The 21,100-nt window shown below is 36.0% G+C and carries 18 protein-coding genes; 7 read left to right on the forward strand and 11 right to left on the reverse strand.

Annotation, left to right across the window (positions count from 1 at the left end; translation table 11 throughout):
• Window positions 1-953 (reverse strand): hypothetical protein (locus tag EXE10_RS10905; RefSeq protein ID WP_130113381.1); only part of this gene is annotated, 953 nt, incomplete at its 3' end.
• A gap of 6 nt (window positions 954-959) precedes the next feature.
• The gene (locus EXE10_RS10910) at window positions 960-3,500 is read right to left on the reverse strand and encodes a hypothetical protein (protein ID WP_130113382.1); all 2,541 of its coding nucleotides are present in this window, start codon (window positions 3,498-3,500) and stop codon (window positions 960-962) included.
• A 417-nt stretch (window positions 3,501-3,917) separates the two neighbouring features.
• Between EXE10_RS10910 and EXE10_RS10915 the strand changes: the two genes are divergently transcribed.
• Window positions 3,918-5,072: a methionine aminotransferase gene (locus EXE10_RS10915; protein WP_130113383.1), complete on the forward strand. Its 1,155-nt coding sequence runs from the start codon at window positions 3,918-3,920 to the stop codon at window positions 5,070-5,072.
• A 156-nt stretch (window positions 5,073-5,228) separates the two neighbouring features.
• Window positions 5,229-6,596, forward strand: a complete 1,368-nt coding sequence (locus EXE10_RS10920; RefSeq protein WP_130113384.1) for an MATE family efflux transporter — start codon at window positions 5,229-5,231, stop codon at window positions 6,594-6,596.
• Window positions 6,597-6,632: 36 nt separating this feature from the next.
• On the opposite strand, the gene EXE10_RS10925 is transcribed toward EXE10_RS10920, so the two are convergent.
• Both EXE10_RS10925 and EXE10_RS10930 read right to left on the reverse strand, forming a co-directional pair.
• Entirely contained in the window at window positions 6,633-8,909 is a 2,277-nt protein-coding gene (locus tag EXE10_RS10925) for a YncE family protein (protein WP_130113385.1), read from the reverse strand.
• Between the two features lie 192 nt (window positions 8,910-9,101).
• Window positions 9,102-9,947, reverse strand: a complete 846-nt coding sequence (locus EXE10_RS10930; protein ID WP_068973401.1) for an SDR family NAD(P)-dependent oxidoreductase — start codon at window positions 9,945-9,947, stop codon at window positions 9,102-9,104.
• A gap of 212 nt (window positions 9,948-10,159) precedes the next feature.
• Between EXE10_RS10930 and EXE10_RS10935 the strand changes: the two genes are divergently transcribed.
• The 3 genes from EXE10_RS10935 (at window position 10,160) to phoR (ending at window position 13,217) form a co-directional block, all read left to right on the forward strand.
• Entirely contained in the window at window positions 10,160-10,831 is a 672-nt protein-coding gene (locus EXE10_RS10935; protein WP_068973400.1) for a TetR/AcrR family transcriptional regulator, read from the forward strand.
• 276 nt (window positions 10,832-11,107) lie between these two features.
• Window positions 11,108-11,818, forward strand: a complete 711-nt coding sequence (phoB, locus tag EXE10_RS10940) for a phosphate regulon transcriptional regulator PhoB (protein ID WP_068973399.1) — start codon at window positions 11,108-11,110, stop codon at window positions 11,816-11,818.
• A gap of 40 nt (window positions 11,819-11,858) precedes the next feature.
• The gene (gene phoR / locus EXE10_RS10945; protein ID WP_087552631.1) at window positions 11,859-13,217 is read left to right on the forward strand and encodes a phosphate regulon sensor histidine kinase PhoR; all 1,359 of its coding nucleotides are present in this window, start codon (window positions 11,859-11,861) and stop codon (window positions 13,215-13,217) included.
• 157 nt (window positions 13,218-13,374) lie between these two features.
• Here the strand turns inward: phoR and asd are convergent, their stop codons facing one another.
• The 3 genes from asd to pncB all read right to left on the reverse strand — a co-directional run bounded on the left by asd (window position 13,375) and on the right by pncB (window position 16,391).
• Window positions 13,375-14,226, reverse strand: coding sequence for an archaetidylserine decarboxylase (asd, locus tag EXE10_RS10950; RefSeq protein WP_087552632.1), 852 nt, complete (start codon window positions 14,224-14,226; stop codon window positions 13,375-13,377).
• Window positions 14,223-15,071 (reverse strand): sulfurtransferase, encoded by an 849-nt coding sequence (locus EXE10_RS10955; protein WP_130113386.1) that lies wholly within the window; start codon window positions 15,069-15,071, stop codon window positions 14,223-14,225. Before EXE10_RS10955 ends, asd begins: the two co-directional genes overlap by 4 nt.
• 111 nt (window positions 15,072-15,182) lie before the next feature.
• Window positions 15,183-16,391 carry a nicotinate phosphoribosyltransferase gene (pncB, locus tag EXE10_RS10960; RefSeq protein ID WP_130113387.1) on the reverse strand — a complete coding sequence of 403 codons (1,209 nt, stop codon included), beginning with the start codon at window positions 16,389-16,391 and terminating at the stop codon, window positions 15,183-15,185.
• A gap of 326 nt (window positions 16,392-16,717) precedes the next feature.
• Here pncB and EXE10_RS10965 point away from each other — a divergent pair, with 326 nt between their 5' ends.
• Window positions 16,718-17,074, forward strand: a complete 357-nt coding sequence (locus EXE10_RS10965; protein WP_068973394.1) for a hypothetical protein — start codon at window positions 16,718-16,720, stop codon at window positions 17,072-17,074.
• A 101-nt stretch (window positions 17,075-17,175) separates the two neighbouring features.
• Here EXE10_RS10965 and EXE10_RS10970 read toward each other — a convergent pair whose 3' ends face one another.
• Window positions 17,176-17,367, reverse strand: a complete 192-nt coding sequence (locus EXE10_RS10970) for a ribbon-helix-helix domain-containing protein (protein ID WP_130113388.1) — start codon at window positions 17,365-17,367, stop codon at window positions 17,176-17,178.
• A 353-nt stretch (window positions 17,368-17,720) separates the two neighbouring features.
• On the opposite strand from EXE10_RS10970, the gene dtd reads away from it, so the two are divergent.
• Window positions 17,721-18,161 carry a D-aminoacyl-tRNA deacylase gene (gene dtd / locus EXE10_RS10975; RefSeq protein ID WP_130113389.1) on the forward strand — a complete coding sequence of 147 codons (441 nt, stop codon included), beginning with the start codon at window positions 17,721-17,723 and terminating at the stop codon, window positions 18,159-18,161.
• A gap of 263 nt (window positions 18,162-18,424) precedes the next feature.
• Here the strand turns inward: dtd and EXE10_RS10980 are convergent, their stop codons facing one another.
• From EXE10_RS10980 to serB, 3 genes are all read right to left on the reverse strand, one after another.
• On the reverse strand, window positions 18,425-18,910 hold the full coding sequence (locus EXE10_RS10980) for an SCP2 sterol-binding domain-containing protein (protein ID WP_068973391.1): 486 nt from the start codon (window positions 18,908-18,910) through the stop codon (window positions 18,425-18,427).
• A gap of 210 nt (window positions 18,911-19,120) precedes the next feature.
• Window positions 19,121-19,435, reverse strand: a complete 315-nt coding sequence (gene aciT / locus EXE10_RS10985; protein ID WP_068973390.1) for a ciprofloxacin tolerance protein AciT — start codon at window positions 19,433-19,435, stop codon at window positions 19,121-19,123.
• Window positions 19,436-19,859: 424 nt separating this feature from the next.
• Complete coding sequence (serB, locus tag EXE10_RS10990) at window positions 19,860-21,080, reverse strand: phosphoserine phosphatase SerB (protein ID WP_068973389.1); 1,221 nt, start codon at window positions 21,078-21,080, stop codon at window positions 19,860-19,862.
• Window positions 21,081-21,100: the final 20 nt, after the last annotated feature.

Consider the following 21,100-nt stretch of genomic DNA (forward strand, 5'->3'; position numbering starts at 1 on the left):
AAGCTTATCTCCAGTTTTTTTTGTAATTCAAAAAGTATAGCATCTACTGAACTAAGAATGCTGTCTATCCTTTTAGAAATACCATCAGTTGTGACTTGTAGGTATAAGTCATCTATAGTGAAGTTTTTATGAAAACTTTGTAGATTACTATATTCCTGCTCGAAAGTTAATTTAGCCTCTTTCTCATAGTTAATTGATAGAGTAGATTTTATATGCAATAGCGTATGTTTTATTGAATATATACCTCCAATAAGTATATGATTTTCCTCTAAGTTATAAGATTCTTTGAGAGTTTCCCTCTTAATATTGTCCAAAGAATATCTTCTCCCTCTAATATTTATAGAAGTAGGTTCATTAGATGGGAAAATGTCTGATATATTATTGAATATCTCATAAGGATCTAGATTGAACTGATTTGATTCATTGACGAAATCTTTAGCAATTTCTAAACGTTTTTTTAAAATTGTTGCATAATTTCCTTTTTTAGACAGAAAAATTTTTAATATATCTTCTGATAGCGTCATCACCGATTCTATATTTGGTGATGAATCTTTGAAATTATCTAATTCTAACTTAGTTCTGGATAAACATATATCAAGGACTCGGTTATTATTTTTAAGGAGATACATAACCATCTCCTTAATTTGTTCGAATTTAACTTTTTCGGTTAAAACATTAAATATTATTTCATGTTTTAACTCATTAGCGATGTAGATACGAACAGTACTATATCCAAAGCTTTCTCTAAAAATTTTATCTTTAATAGAAAAGTAATCGGATAAAGAATCTATTCTTTTTTTTAAAGGCAATAAATAATCTTCAACATAGACTTCTATGTCTTCATCCTGTCCAACTTTTAAAAAAAATTGAACGTCATGAAAATCCATTACATTTATACAAGATGAAGAAATAGGATATATTTCTTCATCATTAATATTAATACTTAACTCCATTAGTAATTACCAGCAGAAGAAATCATATGTATTGAGATCTGAATCTCCATTACTGATAATTGTCTCTAGGCAATCTGAAGATTTTTGAAGATCATGAGAGAAAAGCAATTGATTAAGTGCATTTAGCCTGTTGCAGAAATTCTTCCCATTTCCTCGAATCTGTGGAAGAATTAATTGTAGTACTGCATAATCTAGAGCCAATACATCGTTATCATCAGAATAAGCTCTCATTAAAGGTCTTGCCTTATTACAATATTGACGAATTGCTATAGACTTACGGTTACTAATTTGAATAGTTTTACCAAATTCAAATTTTTTATCTTCTAAAATCAATTTAATTTGATCAAATATACGCTGTTCTTTATCTGTTAGCTCTGGAATATAGGCTACTGTGCCAAAGTAATATTCCATAACATCATATGTAACTGGCATATCCAATAAATCATTGGAGTTTTGAATCTTATCAATCATAGAAGCGGAAATATTACTATTTTCTAATAAGATAACAGGAGCTCTATCTAATACACGATGTGACAAGAACTCAGTTGTATTATCATAGTTAATAGTTGCTACAAATCTCAGATGTTCTGGAATTTTGAGATCATCCTCACCTAATTTAATAGGTTTATTCCCTTTTAAATCACTAATTCCCATAAACGATGACCAATAGTGTTCAATTGGGCTTAAGTTAGCCTCATCAAGTAAAATCAATGAACATGGGGTTTTGGTACCTTTTTCTAACTCTTTATTTAAAGCGTCAAGGAAATTATAAATTCCAGTGCTAGATGGTTGAAATTTATTAGATATTGGGTTGAAATAACCTATTAAATCTTTTTGTCCAGTCCATCCTCGTGCAACTGGAACTTCTAAGAATCTTTTTCTCTCAAGCCCTTTTACATCTGCCAAAAGACGGACTAATGAAGTTTTACCACCACCAGGTAATCCAGCAATAAAGCTTAAGAACGATTGTTGAATGGTTACTACCAAGTTAATAATTTCAATAGGTGAAATTGATCTATTCTTGATATTAAAAGAATGCTCAAAATAATTAATAAGAGTAGAAACAGTATTATTTCTATTGATATCAATACTATATGTAGGTATATGAACATCTAAATCGATGTTTTTTGATGTAGAGATATTATTCCCATTAATTGCTTCTACATAAGGCTTAAGTTCAAATAACTTAGATCTTAAATCGTCTTCAGATTCCTTATAAAGTTTATTTAAACGATCTGTCTCTTTTTCTAAGCTAATTTGTCGCGCAACCTCGTCACGATAATTGGTTTTTGCTTTACTCAAGTTTTCTAATAATTCGTCATATGTTTTTAAAGTTAAATATTTCTCATTTAAAGTATCATATTCTTGTTTTAAATTATTAAAGTCCTCTAGTTTTTTAGAAAAATCTTTATTTAGGTCAGAATTTTTCTTAGCATTATCAAGTAACTCACTATCAAACTTAACCTTATTACGGTCTTCGATTTCTTTACCTAATGCGACTAGCTCCTGTTTATTATTATTGATTTTACCTAATAAATCTTCTAGCTCTTGATTCTTCTCTCTAAGAGATTTTTCAATTTCATTACTATAGTTTTCTTTAATGCTCTTCAAATATTCATCTTTATTACGTGAAATAAAATTTTCAACGATTTGATCCCCTAAATTAGTCTTTAAGAACTTCTCGAATCCATCAACTAAATTTTCTTTGAAATCAAAATTGTTATTAGCAATTTCTTTGAATCTTGGAAGCTTATCTGTAATGGATTTTTGATTAAATTTAGGAATTTTTTTGATTTGAGCTTCTAGAAATAAGAAGTCAGCTTTCTTACTATTATAATTTAACTCTTTAGCAATTTTACTAAATAGTCCAACAATATCCTCATCAGAAGAGTAATCAATGGATGATAATTTTGGATTGTTATGTAATGTAGTAAGGTCTGTAAAGTACATTCTACTACCTTCTGGTAAGTCTTGGCATACTAATAAATTATCATCAAGCTGACTAAAATCACCTTTTAAAATATTACCTGTATATAGAACCCGACCAGGTAATGGACTATCAATTTTCTTTAAAAGAATTTTTTCTTGATCCCTTAAAACTTCCCATTTAAATGGACCATAACTAATTGATTCATTGTCTACTAAATAAATATATGTCGTACTAGGCTCAAATTTATAGTCAATCACAGGGAAGTTAGGATCAGGAAGGTCACTCAGTAGAACTTCAACAAATTCACGAGGTTTGATGTCTGTAGTTTTAAAACCTTGTGTAACGTAAATACAAGTACGATCATCTGGGATATCAGGGTTTCTGTACTGTGATTCAAATACTGTAACTTTAAATAACTCACGATCATCGTATTTTGAATCCAACTCATCATAAGCACTTGTAACAAACACTTTCCCTGAAGGACAAAAATTTTCGTTTGTTAACGGAATAAATTTTTCTCCATTCCATTCTGCTACAGGACGGATGTATCCTTTTATTAAATCTGCATGTGCATATAATTTATAGGCTATGATTTCACGTGAGCTATTTTTTTCCATGATAAAAATCAGTGTAAAATGAATTGTAATTATTATAACTATATATAATTCAAAATTTTATATATAACACTTTAAATTCAAGAGATATCATTAGATATCTAAGCATAAATTAAGCATTTGATTCATCTTTATTGCGAAAAAAGATTAAATTTCTCCTAAGATTGGCGTGCTAATCACATACCACATTGACACGATTTCAAATCTACTTAACATAAAATCTCTTATGCGAAGTCATTATCTACACTATACAACTCATAATATATAAGAAAAATTAGACTTAAAAATAGGAAAAGTGTCTCAAAAATTAAATGTAACAAAATTTTTATAACTCTCTAAAAGCATCGAACTAAAATTAATTCACCCCATTTCATTGAACTGCTACACTTCCTCCAACACATAAACAATATCAGACAGGTCATGATCGAAATCCACTCAAAACTCCCTGCACAAGGCGTGACTATTTTCAGCATCATGACCGCAATGGCACAACGCCTCAACGCACTGAATTTATCGCAAGGTTTTCCTGACTTTCCTGCACCACCAGATCTACTCCAAGCACTCAGCCAAGCCACGCTAGATGGCTATAACCAATACGCAGCTGGAGATGGATTGCTTCCACTTAGAGAACAAGTTTCACAACTCTTTCTAAATCGAGATCAATTACAACTCGATCCTGTCACAGAAATTACTATCACACCGGGCGCAACCATTGGGCTGTTTAGTGCAATTCAGGCTATCGTCCATGCAGGTGATGAAGTCATTATTTTCGATCCAAGCTATGACAGCTATGCACCTAGCATACAGTTGGTTGGGGCAAAACCAATTCATATTGCCCTAAATGCACCTGACTTTTCTGTGGATTGGAATCAAGTTAAATCTGCCATTACCGACAAAACCCGCATGGTGATTGTGAATACACCACACAATCCAACAGGGGCAATTTGGTCAGAACAAGATTGGTTCAATTTAATTGAATTGATTCAAGATAAAAATATCGTGGTGCTGTCTGATGAAGTCTATGAACACCTCATTTATGATGGCGAAAAACATTATTCAGCACTGTCATTTCCAGAACTACGAGAACGTAGCTTTGTGGTCGGCTCTTTTGGTAAAACCTTTCATGTGACAGGCTGGAAAACAGGTTATTGCGTGGCTGCGCCTGAGTTGATGAAAGTCTTCCGCCAAATCTACCAATTCGCCAACTTTTGCGGGGTGACACCTGTACAAATGGCACTTGCCAATTATATGCAACAACACCCTGAGCATATTTCAGGGCTTTCGAGCTTTTATCAACAAAAACGTGACCTATTTAATTCAGGCATTGCGGACTCAAAATTCAGCTTCATTCCATCAAAAGGTACATTTTTCCAAAATGTCGATTACAGCAATATTCGCCCCGATTTAAACGATCTTGAAATGTGCAAATTCCTTGCTGAAGAACATAAAATCGTGGCAATTCCTGTATCAGTTTTCTATAAACAAGCACCTGAAAATTTACGTTTGATTCGCTTTTGTTTTGCGAAAAAAGAGGAGACCTTAGTTCAAGCCTGTAAAATTTTAAATCAGGTTTAACTTTAGAAACGGAATAAAAACCAGAATAAATTATCAAAATAAGATATTTATGAATAATTTATGGAGCCTGAATTACTCAAATACTTAGGCTTTTTTACGCATGTTGTTATATGATCAAGGAGATAAAGACAGACGAAATTGACAGTAGAATAAAAGATGCCAGCTCGCCCCGACATGCTTCACCAGCCCAAGTTTTGGAAGGTTTTTTTAATCTTTCTAGGTCCACTGATTTTAACCAATATTTTGCAAAATCTGTCGGGCACGATTAATACCATTTTTGTCGGGCAAATGCTCGGTGTTGATGCAATTGCCGCCATCGCTGTCTTTTTTCCTATTTTATTTTTACTACTTGCTTTTGTGATCGGTTTATCCACAGGTGCAACTGTTTTAGTGGGTCAGGCGTGGGGCGCCAAAAACACTGAAAAAGTCCGTACCATTGTCGGTACTCTGCTCTTTATGACCATCATTGGTGGAACGATCATTGCAATTTTGGGTGTGGTTTTTGCCAAACAAATTCTTATGCTGTTAGGCATTGATCAAAGCATCATGCATCTTGCCTTGCCCTATGTGCAATGGATGCTAATGAGTAGCCCATTTCTGTTTATTTATATTACCTATACCTCGATTCTCCGTGGCGTGGGTGACAGTACGACACCTTTACTCGCTTCGGGTTTAACCATTTTAATCGGTGTGATTATTACGCCATTGCTGATCGGTGGCTATTTCGGTTTTCCAAAACTCGGTATCATCGCCCCTGCGATCGCCAGTGGTTTAGGATTTCTTGGAACATTGATTTTTCTTTATATTTATTTAAATAAAAAAGATCATGTGCTTAAACCTGATTTTGCAATGATTCAACACCTACGTTTTCACCCTGAGTTAAGCAAAACCATTTTAAAACTAGGAATCCCGACAGGTATTCAGATGATCACCAATTCTGTCGCAGGATTGGTTGTGATTGGTTTGGTCAATAAACACGGCGCACATGCAACCGCAGCTTATGGCGCAGTCAACCAGGTATTGAATTATATTCAATTCCCTGCGCTATCTATTGCTATCGCGGGTTCTATTTTTGCAGCACAAGCCATTGGTGCTGGGAAATCCGAACTGTTATCTAAAGTTACCAAAACAGCATTAGTCAGCAATATTGTGATCACAGGTTCATTGGTAATTTTGGCTTATATCTGTTCAAAATATTTGATGGCCCTGTTTATTACCGACCCTTCTGTGATTGAACTGGGACAACAGCTTTTATTTATTGTGTTGTGGTCAATTTTATTCTTTGGTGCAAGTGCTATTTTTGCCTCAATCATGCGCGCGAGTGGTACAGTCACTGTTCCGATGATTTTCAATATCTTGGCAATCATCTTAATCGAAGTCCCATGTGCTTACTTATTTAGCCAATGGTTCGGTTTAAAAGGCATTTGGTATGCGCTTGCACTGACTTTCTTTAGTTTGTGTCTCATGCAAGGTTTGTATTATCAATTTGTATGGAAGAAAAAGACAATTAAGGCTTTGATCTAAATGTGGATTCACATACATTTAGATCAATAAATAGCATTATTCTTTTGAATAAAGATCAATGACATCAAGTTTAGAATGACTTAAAAGCTTGCTTTTATTGCTTTCCAAGATTTGTTGCGTATTTGATTCTTTTGGATCAATTATCATCACTTGAGCAGGAACAGATGCGTCATCGATATACCCTCTCTCCAAGAGAATCAGAATTTTTCCATTTTCAAGTAATTCAACTTTTGCAGGTTTACTTGGTAATTTGAGTGTTACTTTCTCGCTATCTTGTTGTCTTTGATCGACAAGATTGAGCAGATAAAGATCCAAATTTTCCGCTTTAAAAGCAGTGTTTAGGTCATCAAATCGGCTAAAGTTTGCCTGTTCAACATAATATAAATAATCATCTCCCAAATATCCCATCAATACTGGTTGAGTCTTAGACGCAAGATCCTGATAACGATGATAAACAGATGTATCTGAATCAGGATCTTTTTCTTTAAATGCATCTTCTTCAACCAGAATTAAATTGACCGCCTGAGCCACACGGATGTCATAAATTCCGATCTGTATTGTGGAGTCATGATAAAACTCGACCACAGAACGATAGGGATCGACTTGATATAGCACTTTTTCAGGAATGTCATAATTGAGTTCGTAAAAGCTAAAATCATCCGTATTCATATAAATATAAGGATGATCTGACCAATCGCCCAAAATACGAATCGCTTTCTGATCAGACTCAAAACTCATGCCGATTTCACGGCAAAAATGCTCTTGATAATTATCCGGCAATGCCACTGTTTTGATGTTGCCTGATTTTAATTGAATGCGTGAAATACTATTACCCACACCGTTGTATACATATAAATTTGACCCTTTCGCATCCAATAAAATTTTTCGTGGATAACGTCCAACTGCAAACTTTTGTACGACTTGTTGAGTTGCCAAATCGATTGCAAAAACTTGGTCATAATCTAAAGAAGTTACATAAGCGGTTTTTCCATCATGACTCAATACCAGATCTGTCGCACCTACGCCACGACACATATTGTGATCACAACCATCTTCCTCTCGTGGCAGTCGATGCTCATAAATCAATTCTTCTTTTAAAGACTTCAAATTGAAACGGTAGACCGCATTTTTCTCCGTTTCGGTATAGTACAGATCATCACCATAACGCTTAAAATCTGCCATCGAATTCATATTTTGAATCGGTGCAATTTGTGAGGGAACTGGCGCGACAAAAACATGCTGATCATAAAATTTTCTTACCTCTGTTTTACGTTCAGCACATTCATTTAAAAATTGTTGTTTTAGTTTTTCGACATAATAAGCAATTTCACTAAAGTCATCACCTCTCCAAAGATAAGAACAATAAGAAGTTGCTCCTTTTAATTGATCCATCTCTTGCTCTAATGCCGAAGATTTTTGCTGCGCTTCTTGTTCAGAAGGAATTACCGCCAATAATGCTTTTACTTTCTTTATATTTGCTTCAGTCTGAGCTGCTCGTTGGTATTGTTTTGCATAGCTTGGAGCATGTTCAGCATCATAATTATCTAGTTCATGATAAGTTGCGATGAAAGCATCATAGGCTTTTATGTTGGCAGTTAAATAATGCCCAACCGCCAATGCCTGTTGATTTAAATAATTAATATTTTCTTGATGTTGCTTTCTTACCCGCTTCGACACAATTGAACCAAATTCATCCAATTTTTCTTGGTACTGATCAATGTGTTTGGTTAACTGCAACAATTTTTCCTGTTGTTTCTCTTGCACTTCTTTCATATCGTTTAATGCATAACGATAATTACTTCCCTGCTCATCATTAAACAATGGATATGGCTGATCAATCTGAATGTTATTTAAAATCACCTGATTGAATTCAACATAAGGGCTAAGTGCCTTTTGAATCTGTGCAAATTCAAGATTAATTTGAGTTAAATCTGAATACAACATCGCATCCAGTTTAGATAAACTTGGATCAATTTTACGTGCTTGCGTGTTCGACAATGTCGTTTTGTATAAATTTAGATATTGTGCTGATCGAGTAAAATATTTAGTCCAAAATTGTCTATTTTTATAGTCTTCTACAAATTGTGAATACAGTGAATCATCCGCATCTATTTTAAAATATTGAGGATATAAGCGTTCTACATCAGCTCTGAATGATTGACTAGATTCCTCAGCGTCTGGTTCTGAATGTACATGCTCGCCCATACTTGCATCAGCATAAGCGGATGCCGATGTATCTTCTGATTCCGCATAACAAGGCTGACCAATAGATAAAATAATGCCTAAACTGAGAGCTAAATATGTTTTTTTCATGTCTTACTCGATTTAAATTATCTTTCTAATAAAAATAAATACTTAATTTTTCGAGCACATCCTAACAAACTATTTTATGAATCCCAAATTTTAACCACAGATCAAAAAACTTACGTTTTGCTCTTATTTAAAAAATAAAGTGAATTTTAGGCAAAAAAATCGCCAATATATGGCGATTTTTTCAAAATCTAATTATTTCGGTTCAAAACGCTTGGTTAATTTAGTTAAACCAGTCGCCAGTTTTTGATAACCTGTTGGTAATAAACGCTGCGCCAAATCAACAATAACCGCATCACCACCAATCAATAAACGACGCTTATCTGCAATCACGGCATCCAAGATTTCTTGAGCCGCTTCAACTGCTGGCTTACGCAATAACTTATTAAATGCTTTTGCAGATTTATCAGGATTCATGCCCAATGATTTTAAACTGTCATTCATACGAGCATCATTGGCGATGTTAGTACGAATACCACCTGGATGGACACAAAGCGCACTCACACCGCACTTCTCAATATCAAGCTCTTGACGTAATGATTCCGTAAAACCACGTACCGCAAACTTCGTTGCATTATAACCAGACTGCGTTGGTTGCGCGGTTAAGCCAAAAATACTTGAGGTATTAATGATATGACCATCACCTGTTTTCTTAATATAAGGTAAGAATTCTTTAGTACCGTAAACCACGCCCCAGAAGTTGATCCCAACGATCCACTCAAGTTCTTCATAGCTTTCACCTTCAACGGTAGCGCCGAGTGCAACACCAGCATTGTTGAAGATCATATTAACAGAACCATGATTTTGAACAGTTTCTTCTGCCCAAGCTTTCATTTCTTCTTGTTTTGCAACGTTTACTTTTTTCGTTGTTACACGAACATTATAAGGCTTTACCAACTCAACAGTTTCAGCCAAGCCCTTTTCATTCACATCACTAATCGATAAATGGCAACCTGCTTTTGCAAGTAAAACAGCAAGTTGTTGTCCCATACCAGAGCCAGCACCAGTAATTGCAGCGACTTTGTTTTTAAAATTTTTCATTGTCTATCCTTTTTTAAATTCCGCACACAAAAATACAAATATGTGCAGCTCTCATGCACAATATAATTTTGACAATTCATATTGTCAATATTATATTATCAATTATCCGATGTTTTTTTATACAAAAATAACAGAATAGGTTTCAATGGCTTTTATTGCTAAAATAGCCGCTTCTTTGTGACAATCGATCATGACACGAGTATTTTTTTAAGATGACTGAGCAAACTTTAACTGAAAAGAAAACCATAAAAACAACAAAAGAACGTCAATTTAAAGGCATGTCTCTGTCTGAGCGTAAACTTGCACGTCGAGAAAAATTAATCGAAGCGGGGATTGAAGCCTATGGAAATCATGGTTTTTTTTCTGTGACGGTCAAAGACATTTGTAATGAAGCAAAACTGACTGAACGTTATTTCTATGAGTCATTCAAGAAAAGCGAAGATCTTTTTCAAACCATTTTTTTACAGCTCATTGAACAATTACAACAGACTGTCATGACAGGTGTTATGCAAGCTGCACCTGATCCAAAAAATATGATTCGAAGTGGTCTCACTGCAATTTTTACCATGTTAAAAGATGATCCACGCGTTGCTCGTATTATTTATGTGGATGCCATGTTGGTTCAAGAATTACACAATCATGCCACCATCCATGAAACCATGGGACGTTTCGATCGTTTAATCCATTCCTTTGTCACGCTGATGTTGCCTCATATTGAGCGCAGTGAACAAGAAATCTCCCTTGTTGCGACTGGACTGAATGGTTATGTTACTCAAATCGCCATTCGTTGGGTAATGGGTGGCTTTAAACAATCCCTCGATGAAATTGTTTCAGCCTGTGAAACCGTATTTGTCTCATTAATAGATTCATTTTCCACAAAATAGTTTTTACTTTTAATCATTTGAGTTAAATTAGATTTGTCATAAAACTGTCAAATTTTAATTATTTTCAAATCATTAAAGACACTTTTACTGAAAAATAAAAGTGACTTATTGTTCAAATGTCATAGTTCATTCATCAGAATGGCATTTTTTTGTCACATTTTTTTGCAAAAAAGCACCAACATCTCCTTTTTGCAATGATACTGTCATAATTAATCTTTGTAATAAGCCTGTCATAAATAAAAAACGGTACACCGTTCATACATAGGATATTGCGTTGTGAAAGATGACTATATATTAATCGTCGATGACGAACTTCCGATTCGAGAAATGATTCACACTTCATTGGATATGGCTGGTTTCCAATGTTTACAAGCTGAAGATGCGAAACAAGCCCACCAAATGATCGTTGACCAACGACCAGCTTTGATTCTACTCGACTGGATGATGCCTGGTGGTGTCAGTGGTGTAGACTTATGTCGTCGCTTAAAGCGTGATGAAAATTTGTCTGAAATTCCTGTCATCATGTTGACTGCCCGTGGTGAAGAAGACCATAAAGTTCAAGGTCTAGATGCGGGTGCAGATGACTATATGACCAAACCATTCTCAACACGTGAATTGGTTTCTCGTATTAAAGCAGTATTACGTCGTGCCAATGCACTCAGTGGCGAAAAAACCATTGATGCCAATGGCTTAGTCCTAGATCCTGTTAGTCAACGTGTTAGTTTTGGCAACAGCATTTTAGATATGGGACCAACGGAATATCGCTTATTGGCATTCTTCATGACCCATCCAGAACGTGCTTATACGCGTGCTCAATTACTGGATCAAGTTTGGGGTGGCAATGTCTATATCGAAGACCGTACCATTGATGTACACATCCGTCGTTTGCGTAAAGTGCTTGAACCTTATGGTGCTGACCGCTATGTACAAACTGTCCGCGGAACAGGCTATCGCTTCTCTACACGTGCAGATGTTGCTTTAGGCTAAATATTTTCAAAGCAATGATTCTCTAGGTAAAAAATTTTCTATGTATGAACCCTACCCCGTCCCAGACCTTGCACGTGAACATAAAAAATTCCGCTATAGCAGTCTGTGGGAGTTTGCTAAACAAGATTTACGTCTACTGGCTTTCTTAATCGTTATCGGTGGATTTATTGGTTTAGGGATCGGGTACTTTTGGATTTGCATTTCCATCGCCTTTGCTGTTTTTTTTATGTTTCAGTTGCGCTCTTTATACCTTGTGAACGAGTGGATTTCTAATCGACCTTACGATTCACCACCCAACTTAGAGGGGATTTGGGGCGCACTGCTTTTCAATGTTTATCGTGCTCAACGCCAAGAACGTGTTGTTCAAGCCGAAATGGTTGGGCTCATTGATCGCGCACAATCTTCACTGGTTGCCTTAGCTGAAGCCGTTATTCTTACGGATGAATTACACCAAATTGAATGGTGGAATCCTGCGGCAGAAAGACTACTCGGAATCCAGCCTTTGGATCGTGGACGCAATATTCTCACGATTATTCGTCAACCCAGTTTTATTGAATATTTTAATAATATTGACCAATCACCTGATGGAATCAAAATCAAATCATCAGTTTATGAAGAGCACTATGTTCAAATTAAATTGACCAGATTTGGTAGTGAGAGTCGTTTACTCGTCGCTTATGACGTTACACGTGTACATAACTTAGAACAAATGCGTAAAGATTTCGTCGATAATATTTCACATGAATTGCGTACACCGCTGACTGTACTCAGCGGTTATATCGAAACATTTACCGATCAAGAAGATTTAAATCCGCGTTGGAAACGTGCCTTTGAGCAGATGCAATCGCAAACCCGTCGTATGAATGCTTTGGTGAATGATTTATTGCTATTGTCACGTTTGGAAGGCAATAAGCAAATTGCGAAGAATCAAATCATTGATATGCCAAATTTAATGAATCAATTATTTGATGATGCACAAGCCTACAATGTCGATTATGGACATACTTTAAACCTCGACATTGACAGTCATTGTGACTTGATTGGTTCCGATGCTGAACTGGCGAGTGCATTTAGTAACTTAATTACCAATGCCATTAAATACACCCCGAAAGGCGGTACAGTAACCATCGGATGGCATGATGATGCTGAGCATGGTTATTTCACTGTTGAAGATACGGGCATCGGCATTGATCCGAAACATATCCCTCGTTTAACCGAGCGTTTTTACCGTGTGGATAGTGCGCGTAGCCGTCAAACGGGTGGAACAGGCTTAGGATTGGCGATTGTAAAACACGTACTTATGCAACACGGTGCTTACTTAGAAATTGACTCCAAAGAAAATCAAGGTTCAATATTTAGAGTGGTTTTCCCGAAAGAACGTCTTGATTTTGCAGGATAATTTAATCAAAAATCACGTAATTTATAGAAAATTCGCACAACACTTTTTAAATCACGCCAATTTAAAATAAAACACCTTCTAAATTAGAAGGTGTTTTTTAATCAGCGTAGTAAAGCAAATAGTTATGCTTAAATGATGATACTTAAACAAATAACAATTAAAGCGTATGACCTAAAGCTTCACCCATCACCACTTCCGAATTTGCCTTAAATTGTGCATCCCAATTCATTTTATCTTGTTCAAATAAAACAATCGCCGTAGAACCTAAATAGAAACGACCGAGTTCAGCACCTTTTTCTAACTTTAATTCGTGATGATTGAGTTCAACACGACCTGTAGGTTTGACCTTACCAGTCGCGACTGTTTCAATGCCCGCAACAATCATCGCGCCGACCAAAACCACTGCCATACGACCCAATTCAGTGTCAAATAAACAGACCATACGCTCATTACGTGCAAACAAACCTGGGATATTTTCAGCAGTGGTTTGATTCACTGAGAACAACTCACCCGGAATATACAAAGTTTCTGTCAAAGTCCCTGCAAAAGGTACATGCACACGATGGTAATCACGTGGTGATAAATAGACTGTCGCAAACTCACCATTGATAAATGGTGCAGCCAATTGTGGATCACCAATTAACTTATCAACTGAAAAGCTTTGACCCTTGGCTTGAAACACATCACCGTTTTCAATTTTACCGAGTTGCGAAATTGCGCCATCTGCTGGCGATACGATACTGGTTGGATCAGCATCAATTTCACGAGTCCCATCTTTTAAAGCTCGGGTAAAAAATTCATTAAATGATTTATATTTTAAAGCATCGGTTTGTTCTGCAATCGAAAGATCAATACCGTATTGCGCTTTAAATGCTTGAATTACGACATTTTTAATGATTGGATTTTCACTGGCTGCAACTTTACCGACAACACGGCTCAATTGCTGTTGTGGAACGACTTTTTGCGCTTGAATAAAAATTTGTTTTTTTAACTTAGATGTAAGACTCACGCAGGTGATTCTCCAGTAATAATTGGACTGTCAAGGCGATTGCCCCATTCGCTCCACGCGCCATCGTAGGCTTGAATTTTCCAATTCAATAAACGACCTAGAATATAAGCTAAACCTGAACGATGATGTGATTGACAATATACCACCACAGGTTGATCAAATCGAAAGCCCAATTGTTCTAAACGTTGTTGCGTGCGTTCTAATGGATGCAATTTTAAATGATTTTGACGATTAATTGCAGTACTCCACTCAAAATGTCGTGCACTTGGAATGTGACCGCCGCGTCTAGCTGCCAAGCGTTGCCCTGTATATTCTTCTGAAGTCCGACAATCCCAAACTTGAATCGCCTGTTGCTCAACTTTTTCGAGTAATTGATTATATTCAATACGATACTGATCAATATCGGTTAAATTTACCTGTACCAATGGGGTCACTTTCTCAAAAGTTTCTATGTCTGATGAGGTTGGATAAGCTTCCGCCAACCATGCGTGAATGCCACCATTTAGTAGACTGGTATTATAAAAACCTAAACTATGCAGGTTCCAAATGAGACGCCCAGCCCAAGCACCACCTTCATCATCATAGACCACCACATGATGATCTGGGGTGATATTTAGATATTCAACTAAAGCCTTTAAGCCCTCTTCATCAGGCAACAAACCCGAAGCTTGTTCTTCTTGTCGAACCAATAACTGCGGTTTTACATGTAATGCATGCGGAATATGTAACTGTTCATAAACTGAAGTTCGACTTAAATCGACAATACGGATTTTGTCGTGCCCTAAAAATGGCACAAGTTGTTCTGCTTCAATGAGTAATCCGAAGTTAAAGCTTGTAGTTGTCATACAATTTTTCTATTTTAAGACCTTGGACAGTCATGATCTTAGCACAGTGTATTTCAGCAATATGCTGATTTTTCGCATTCTTTTAGCAAAAAATCAGCTATCAATTTTCCATTATTCAACAACTTCTGGTATTTCAAACACCTGACGTAGATATGCCAAGAAAGTGTCATTATCGGTCATGGTTTTACCAGGACTATCTGAAATTTTAGCCACAGACTGTCCATTACATTCTACCAATTTCAACACAATATTAAGCGGTTTTTGCCCCATATCATTGGTGAGATTTGTTCCAATACCAAAACTGACTTGAAAACGATCTTTGAAATATTGATATAACGCCCAAGCTCGTTCGATATCCAAACCATCACTAAAGGTCAACATTTTAGTTTTTGTATCAATTTTAAGCTTACGATAGTGCTGATAAGCTTTATCGCCCCATTCAAATGGATCACCACTGTCATGACGTAAGCCATCAAATAACTTGGCAAAATATAAGTCAAAATCACGTAAAAATGCATCCATACCGACCACGTCAGTCAGTGCAATTCCTAAATCACCACGATATTCCTGTACCCAAGTTTCAAGTGCCGATTTTTGGAAATCTCGTAAACGAACATCTAGCGCTTGAAAGGCTTGAAGAAATTCGTGTGCCATGGTTCCGATTGGGAAAATATTTAACTCTTTGGCGATCAATACATTACTGGTACCGCGAAATACGTTAGGCACAGCTTTATGGAAAGTCTCAATCACATGACGTTGCCAATCTAAGCTATAACGACGACGCGTCCCAAAATCAGAAACCAAAAGTGGTGGATCATTCGGATTTTGTTCTTTTTCATATTGCTTGAGCAAAGCCACTTTTGCCTGCAGTCGGCGTTCACCTTCTGCCAAAACTTCATCGGAACGAATGCGTTGGAAATAGAGTTCATTCACAATAGCGAGAACGAAAATTTCAAACATCATCGCTTGAACCATCGGGCCTTCAACCCAAATATCCAAACGACCTTCGCTGTCGATCCCAGCTTTAATAAAGCGGCGTTTTAGTTGGAATAATTCTAAATAATCAACAAAATCACTTTTGATAAAGCGTAAACTGCGCAAATAGACCAATTCATCTTCTTTGAATTTTAAGGTACAGAGCAAGTCTAATTGTTCGTTCAAATCATCCAAAATATCCGTCAATGGATATACCGTGTCATCTAAATTTCGACAACGAAAGTGATACACACTATGCGTTTGAGGGAATTTGTGTAAAACCACTTGTAGCATGGTGAATTTATATAAGTCCGTGTCCAACAAAGACTGAATTATTGGTTGCATAGCAAACTCTTTAGATAATCTTGTTCCACTATAAAAAGTAAATCCTTTCTTGCAAATCTAAAATTACGATTTTCAGAAATATTTCACACATTGTTCCATATTTCTATCAATAACGTTTAATTTTCTACTGTTCAAGATAAATAACAGAAAAGAGATTGTTACTAAAACAAAAACATTAACATACTATTATCATATAATATTATTCAATATTTTTTTATTCACCGTGATTGTAATCACATTAGTTTTTAATTATGATTCATCTTAACAAAAATTGTACTTTAATGTTCATAAAAACAATTTACTACCTCGCCTAAAAGGAAACTCAAATGGCAAAATTTAGTTTAAATGCGTTAGTTGATATTGATGGGTTTATTGCTGCTGCATTAGTTGACAGTTCAAGTGGTTTAGCACTTGCAACTGCAGGTTCTGGACTTGATTTGGAGCTTGCTGCTGCTGGTAATACCGAAGTGATTCGGGCAAAACGCAAAGTTGCTAATGCATTAAATCTACAAGATAAAATCGAAGATGTTTTAATCACTTTGGGCAAGCAATATCACATCTTGCGCCCACTCGATAACAACGATGAATTATTTTTATATTTGGTTTTAGATCGTCAAAAATCAAATCTTGCAATGGCACGCCATGAATTAAAAGCGTTTGAAAAAGGTTTGGATTTCTCTTAATTCATTTATTTGCTTACATAAAATAGCCCTATTCATTAGGGCTATTTTATTTTCACAATCACATGATTTTTTAAACCTAATTTATGTTCATTTGACATTATTTATCTTGTATTGTCATTCTGAATATTTTGTACTTTCGTTGCATACTCAATCCCATGAGTATTGAGATAATCACGAATTAATTGACGCACAACCTGTGACGGTGTCAAATCCTGACGATGACATAATTCTTCAAATGCTTGCTTTTTAATAGGATCGATTAAAATCGTCAACCTTGCTGTTTTATTTTCCATGTCTTAATCCAATTTTAATTACCATCAAATGATAATATGATTATCATCTTATTTTTTCAAGCAATACCCTTGACCGCAAAGTATCTGAACAAAATTAAAACATTACTAGCGTAGCTGAAACTGATTTAAATAACCATATTTTTATTATGGTTTTATTTGTAAATTATCTAATATTCTTAAAAATCCTTTTTAATATTTTAAACCTCTAATTTTTATAAAATTAATCGCCAAGTATCTAAACTATTCAAACTCAGCTATTTATATACCACTCAATTTTAATTTTATAGAAAATACAAAATGAATGGGATTTGTTAAACTTTAAAAATATATCAACTTTTAACTGTATTTACGAAATGCGCGCATTATTACAAAGAGTTCTTGAAGCCAAAGTGGTTGTCGATGGTGAAACAACGGGTGAAATTCAAAAGGGAATTTTAGTTTTTTTAGGATTGGGCAAAGAAGACAATCTTGAAAAGGGCAAAAAGCTAATTGATAAAATCTTAAAATATCGTTTTTTTGATGATGACCAAGGCAAAATGGGCTGGAATGTCAGCCAAGCCAATGGTGGCTTATTATTGGTTTCTCAATTTACCCTAATGGCACAAACACAGAAAGGCTTACGTCCAGATTTTGGTCCAGCAATGCCTCCTGCTGAAGCGAAAGCATTGTATGAACAACTAGTTGAGTATGCGCAATCACAATTTGAACATGTACAAACTGGTATTTTTGCCGCAGATATGAAAGTGCACTTGGTCAATGATGGGCCTGTGACCTTTAATTTAGAAGTGGAATAAGCTCATTACTTTATAAAGAGCCGTAAACAAAAAAAGCCCTTATGAGATAGTACTGATCAATAAGAAAAATAATTGGATAAATTCTTAAAATCTCCCTTAACCCCTCTTTGAAAAAGAGGGGGACTTGTTGTTACTAAAATAATTTTTAGTATTGAAAAGCTCCCTCCTTTGGAAAAGGAGGGTTGGGGTGGATTCAAGAATTCTTAATTGACTAGCATTACGTATGAAAGGCTTTTTTTAGAACTAAACTCTAAATCAAATTATTAAAACGATTTACCCGTTTTTTCTTTTAAGAACTGACGCGCCAATTTAATTTTATCTTTGACTGGCTTTGGCACTTTAGGTGGAATCAATTTCGCCACTTGGTTAAACCATACCAATAAACTGAAATCACCTTCCATCTTGATCGTGCCATTCTGCATACCCGTCATAAATGCAGTTGGATCACCTTTAACCAAAGTTTTTACACCTTGCTCACTATCAGCAAATTGCAAAACAAAATCCGCTTTTTCTTCAGCACCAGAAACTGTTTCAATTTGACCATTGTTGACAATAATCTGGCGAGCTACACCCAAGTCTGTACCAATTTGAATACGGAACTGACGGTCATGGGTTAATTCAATAAATTTTGGACTAGTACGTGCCAATTGCTTCATACGAAGAGATAAACCCAATACAAGTAAATCCAGTGGATCTGTACTTGCATCAACGATTGGTAACTTCACAACTGGAATTGCAGAGAGTTTCATGACATTAAAGCCTGTTGTATTTTAAATTAGATTTGAATTTGTTCATCCTAGCATAACTTGTCATTTATTCGACATGGCTTTTGGAACAAAGTATAAGCTGAAAAAAAGGTATACCATTTTGATATACCTTTAAATGTCTAAATTGAATTTTTTCGTGTAATTAAAGTCATTGTGATTGTTTATAGATTCTCAGAAAACTTTCAACACAACTCATTCATCATCATACACTGGAGTATGTTCGATATATTGGCGATTTGCCAATGCTTTTTGCGCGCGATTATCTTCACGTAACAACAACACAATCAAAGCAGACATCGCTAACATGATCGCTGTTAAATAACTATATGCCATCGAAATGTCGAAAACATTTTGTACACTATAACGAATCGCTTCGAGCGTCGCCCAAAACAGCATTCCAGCAAACATAAAACCTAACCAATGACGGTAAGGGGAAAAGAAAACAGTAGCCAACGCTGCAGCAATCAGACCGAATCCAATAAGAGTTGCAAATGTCGCTGATACCATAAGAACCTCCGTCACAATAATGTCTTTCAAATACCGTCTAAATGGTGTTTCACAACACAACAAGCTTTATAATTTTTCTTTAATCATCTTAGAAAGCTTATGCTTTGCATTATGTCGTGTTTTTAACAGAAGAAAAGCGCTGTTTTCACTCCAAACGACATACTTTGTCGCAACATTCATTTGTCATTACATTTTTTAAGAATCCTGTTTTTCGTAGAATCTAATCACCATCAATCTTGGCGTGTCATTACAAAAAAATACACACAGTTTTTAAACATAAAAAAACTTTTTTAAGTTCGAAATGAATATTTTTACTGGTCTGTTTAAAAGTGATACAACCACCATGATGTGTTTAATTTACATACAAAAATAGCGGCTTATTCGCCGCTATTTTGTCATCGTTTTGCAATATATCGTTTACAGATTATGCACGACTTAAATCTTTATCATGCACACCGAGCAGATACAAAACACCATCTAAACCGACGCTCGAAATCGCTTGATTGGCATTTTGACGAACCAAAGGTTTAGCACGGAAAGCAACGCCTAAACCTGCGATTGAAAGCATAGGTAAATCGTTTGCACCATCCCCTACCGCAATCGCTTGTTCAGGTGAGATACCCATTTTTTCAGCCAATTGAGTCAATAGGAACGCTTTACGCGCACCATCCACAATATGACCTTGAACTTCACCCGTCACCACACCATTTTCAACATCGAGAATATTGGCATGCACTTCATCAATGCCCAATTTCTCTTGCAGATACTCAGCGAAGTATTGGAAGCCACCAGATAAAATCGCAGTTTTATAACCCAAAGATTTCAGTGTTGAAATTAAACGTTCAGCACCTTCAGTAATGGTTAAGCGTTCTGCAATTTTCGGTAATACCGCAGCATCTAAGCCTTTTAACAATGCAACACGGGCACGGAAGCTTTGTTGGAAATCCAACTCACCTTGCATGGCACGTTCAGTAATTTCAGCAACTTGATCACCAACGCCAGCTTCTTTAGCGAGCTCGTCAATCACTTCTTGCTCAATCAATGTGGAATCCATATCAAAGCAAACAAGGCGACGGTTACGACGGTACGCATTGTCTTCTTGTACAGCAACATCGATGCTAGATTCGGCAGAAAGACGTAAACACGCTGCTCGCATGGCTTGTGCATCGAGCATTTGCCCTTTTAAGCCAAACTGAACACAAGAACGCTTTGGTCCTTCATTTTGCCCATCACGTTCTGGACGACCAGATAACCGAGTAACAGTTTCGATATTGAAACCTTGGCTCGATACAATATTGGTCACTGCTTGTAAATGCGCAGCGGTTAATTCGGGTGCTAAAGCCGTCACGATATAACGGGTTTGCCCACCTTCACTCACCCACTGGTCATATTCTGCCCCGGAAATCGGTTTAAAACGAACTGTTAAACCAATATCATGTGCTAAAATAAGGATGTCTTTCATTGCTAAAGCTGTTGCAGTTTGATCGTTTGACGAAACTACAATACCTAAAGTCAATTGATTATGGATAACCGCCTGCCCTACATCTAATATTTGCAAAGAATGTACGGACAACACTTGCATTAATCGAGTAAACTGATTGGGTTGGTCAGGTCCTAAAAATGAAATAAGAATGATTTCTCGCATGAATTGACTCGGGTCTGAGC

Source organism: Acinetobacter sp. WCHAc060033 (assembly GCF_004209125.1).
GTDB classification, from domain to species: Bacteria; Pseudomonadota; Gammaproteobacteria; order Pseudomonadales; family Moraxellaceae; genus Acinetobacter; species Acinetobacter wuhouensis.

Excerpts from the sequence above, each read along its gene's own strand:
- aciT (WP_068973390.1), bottom strand. The coding sequence starts at position 19,435 with ATGGTATCAGCGACATTTGCAACTCTTATTGGATTCGGTCTGATTGCT.
- EXE10_RS10935 (WP_068973400.1), top strand. The coding sequence starts at position 10,160 with ATGACTGAGCAAACTTTAACTGAAAAGAAAACCATAAAAACAACAAAA.
- EXE10_RS10980 (WP_068973391.1), bottom strand. The coding sequence starts at position 18,910 with ATGAAACTCTCTGCAATTCCAGTTGTGAAGTTACCAATCGTTGATGCA.
- EXE10_RS10925 (WP_130113385.1), bottom strand. The coding sequence starts at position 8,909 with ATGAAAAAAACATATTTAGCTCTCAGTTTAGGCATTATTTTATCTATT.
- EXE10_RS10955 (WP_130113386.1), bottom strand. The coding sequence starts at position 15,071 with ATGACAACTACAAGCTTTAACTTCGGATTACTCATTGAAGCAGAACAA.
- EXE10_RS10970 (WP_130113388.1), bottom strand. The coding sequence starts at position 17,367 with ATGGAAAATAAAACAGCAAGGTTGACGATTTTAATCGATCCTATTAAA.
- EXE10_RS10920 (WP_130113384.1), top strand. The coding sequence starts at position 5,229 with ATGCCAGCTCGCCCCGACATGCTTCACCAGCCCAAGTTTTGGAAGGTT.
- phoR (WP_087552631.1), top strand. The coding sequence starts at position 11,859 with ATGTATGAACCCTACCCCGTCCCAGACCTTGCACGTGAACATAAAAAA.
- EXE10_RS10965 (WP_068973394.1), top strand. The coding sequence starts at position 16,718 with ATGGCAAAATTTAGTTTAAATGCGTTAGTTGATATTGATGGGTTTATT.
- serB (WP_068973389.1), bottom strand. The coding sequence starts at position 21,080 with ATGCGAGAAATCATTCTTATTTCATTTTTAGGACCTGACCAACCCAAT.
- pncB (WP_130113387.1), bottom strand. The coding sequence starts at position 16,391 with ATGCAACCAATAATTCAGTCTTTGTTGGACACGGACTTATATAAATTC.
- EXE10_RS10915 (WP_130113383.1), top strand. The coding sequence starts at position 3,918 with ATGATCGAAATCCACTCAAAACTCCCTGCACAAGGCGTGACTATTTTC.
- EXE10_RS10910 (WP_130113382.1), bottom strand. The coding sequence starts at position 3,500 with ATGGAAAAAAATAGCTCACGTGAAATCATAGCCTATAAATTATATGCA.
- dtd (WP_130113389.1), top strand. The coding sequence starts at position 17,721 with ATGCGCGCATTATTACAAAGAGTTCTTGAAGCCAAAGTGGTTGTCGAT.
- EXE10_RS10930 (WP_068973401.1), bottom strand. The coding sequence starts at position 9,947 with ATGAAAAATTTTAAAAACAAAGTCGCTGCAATTACTGGTGCTGGCTCT.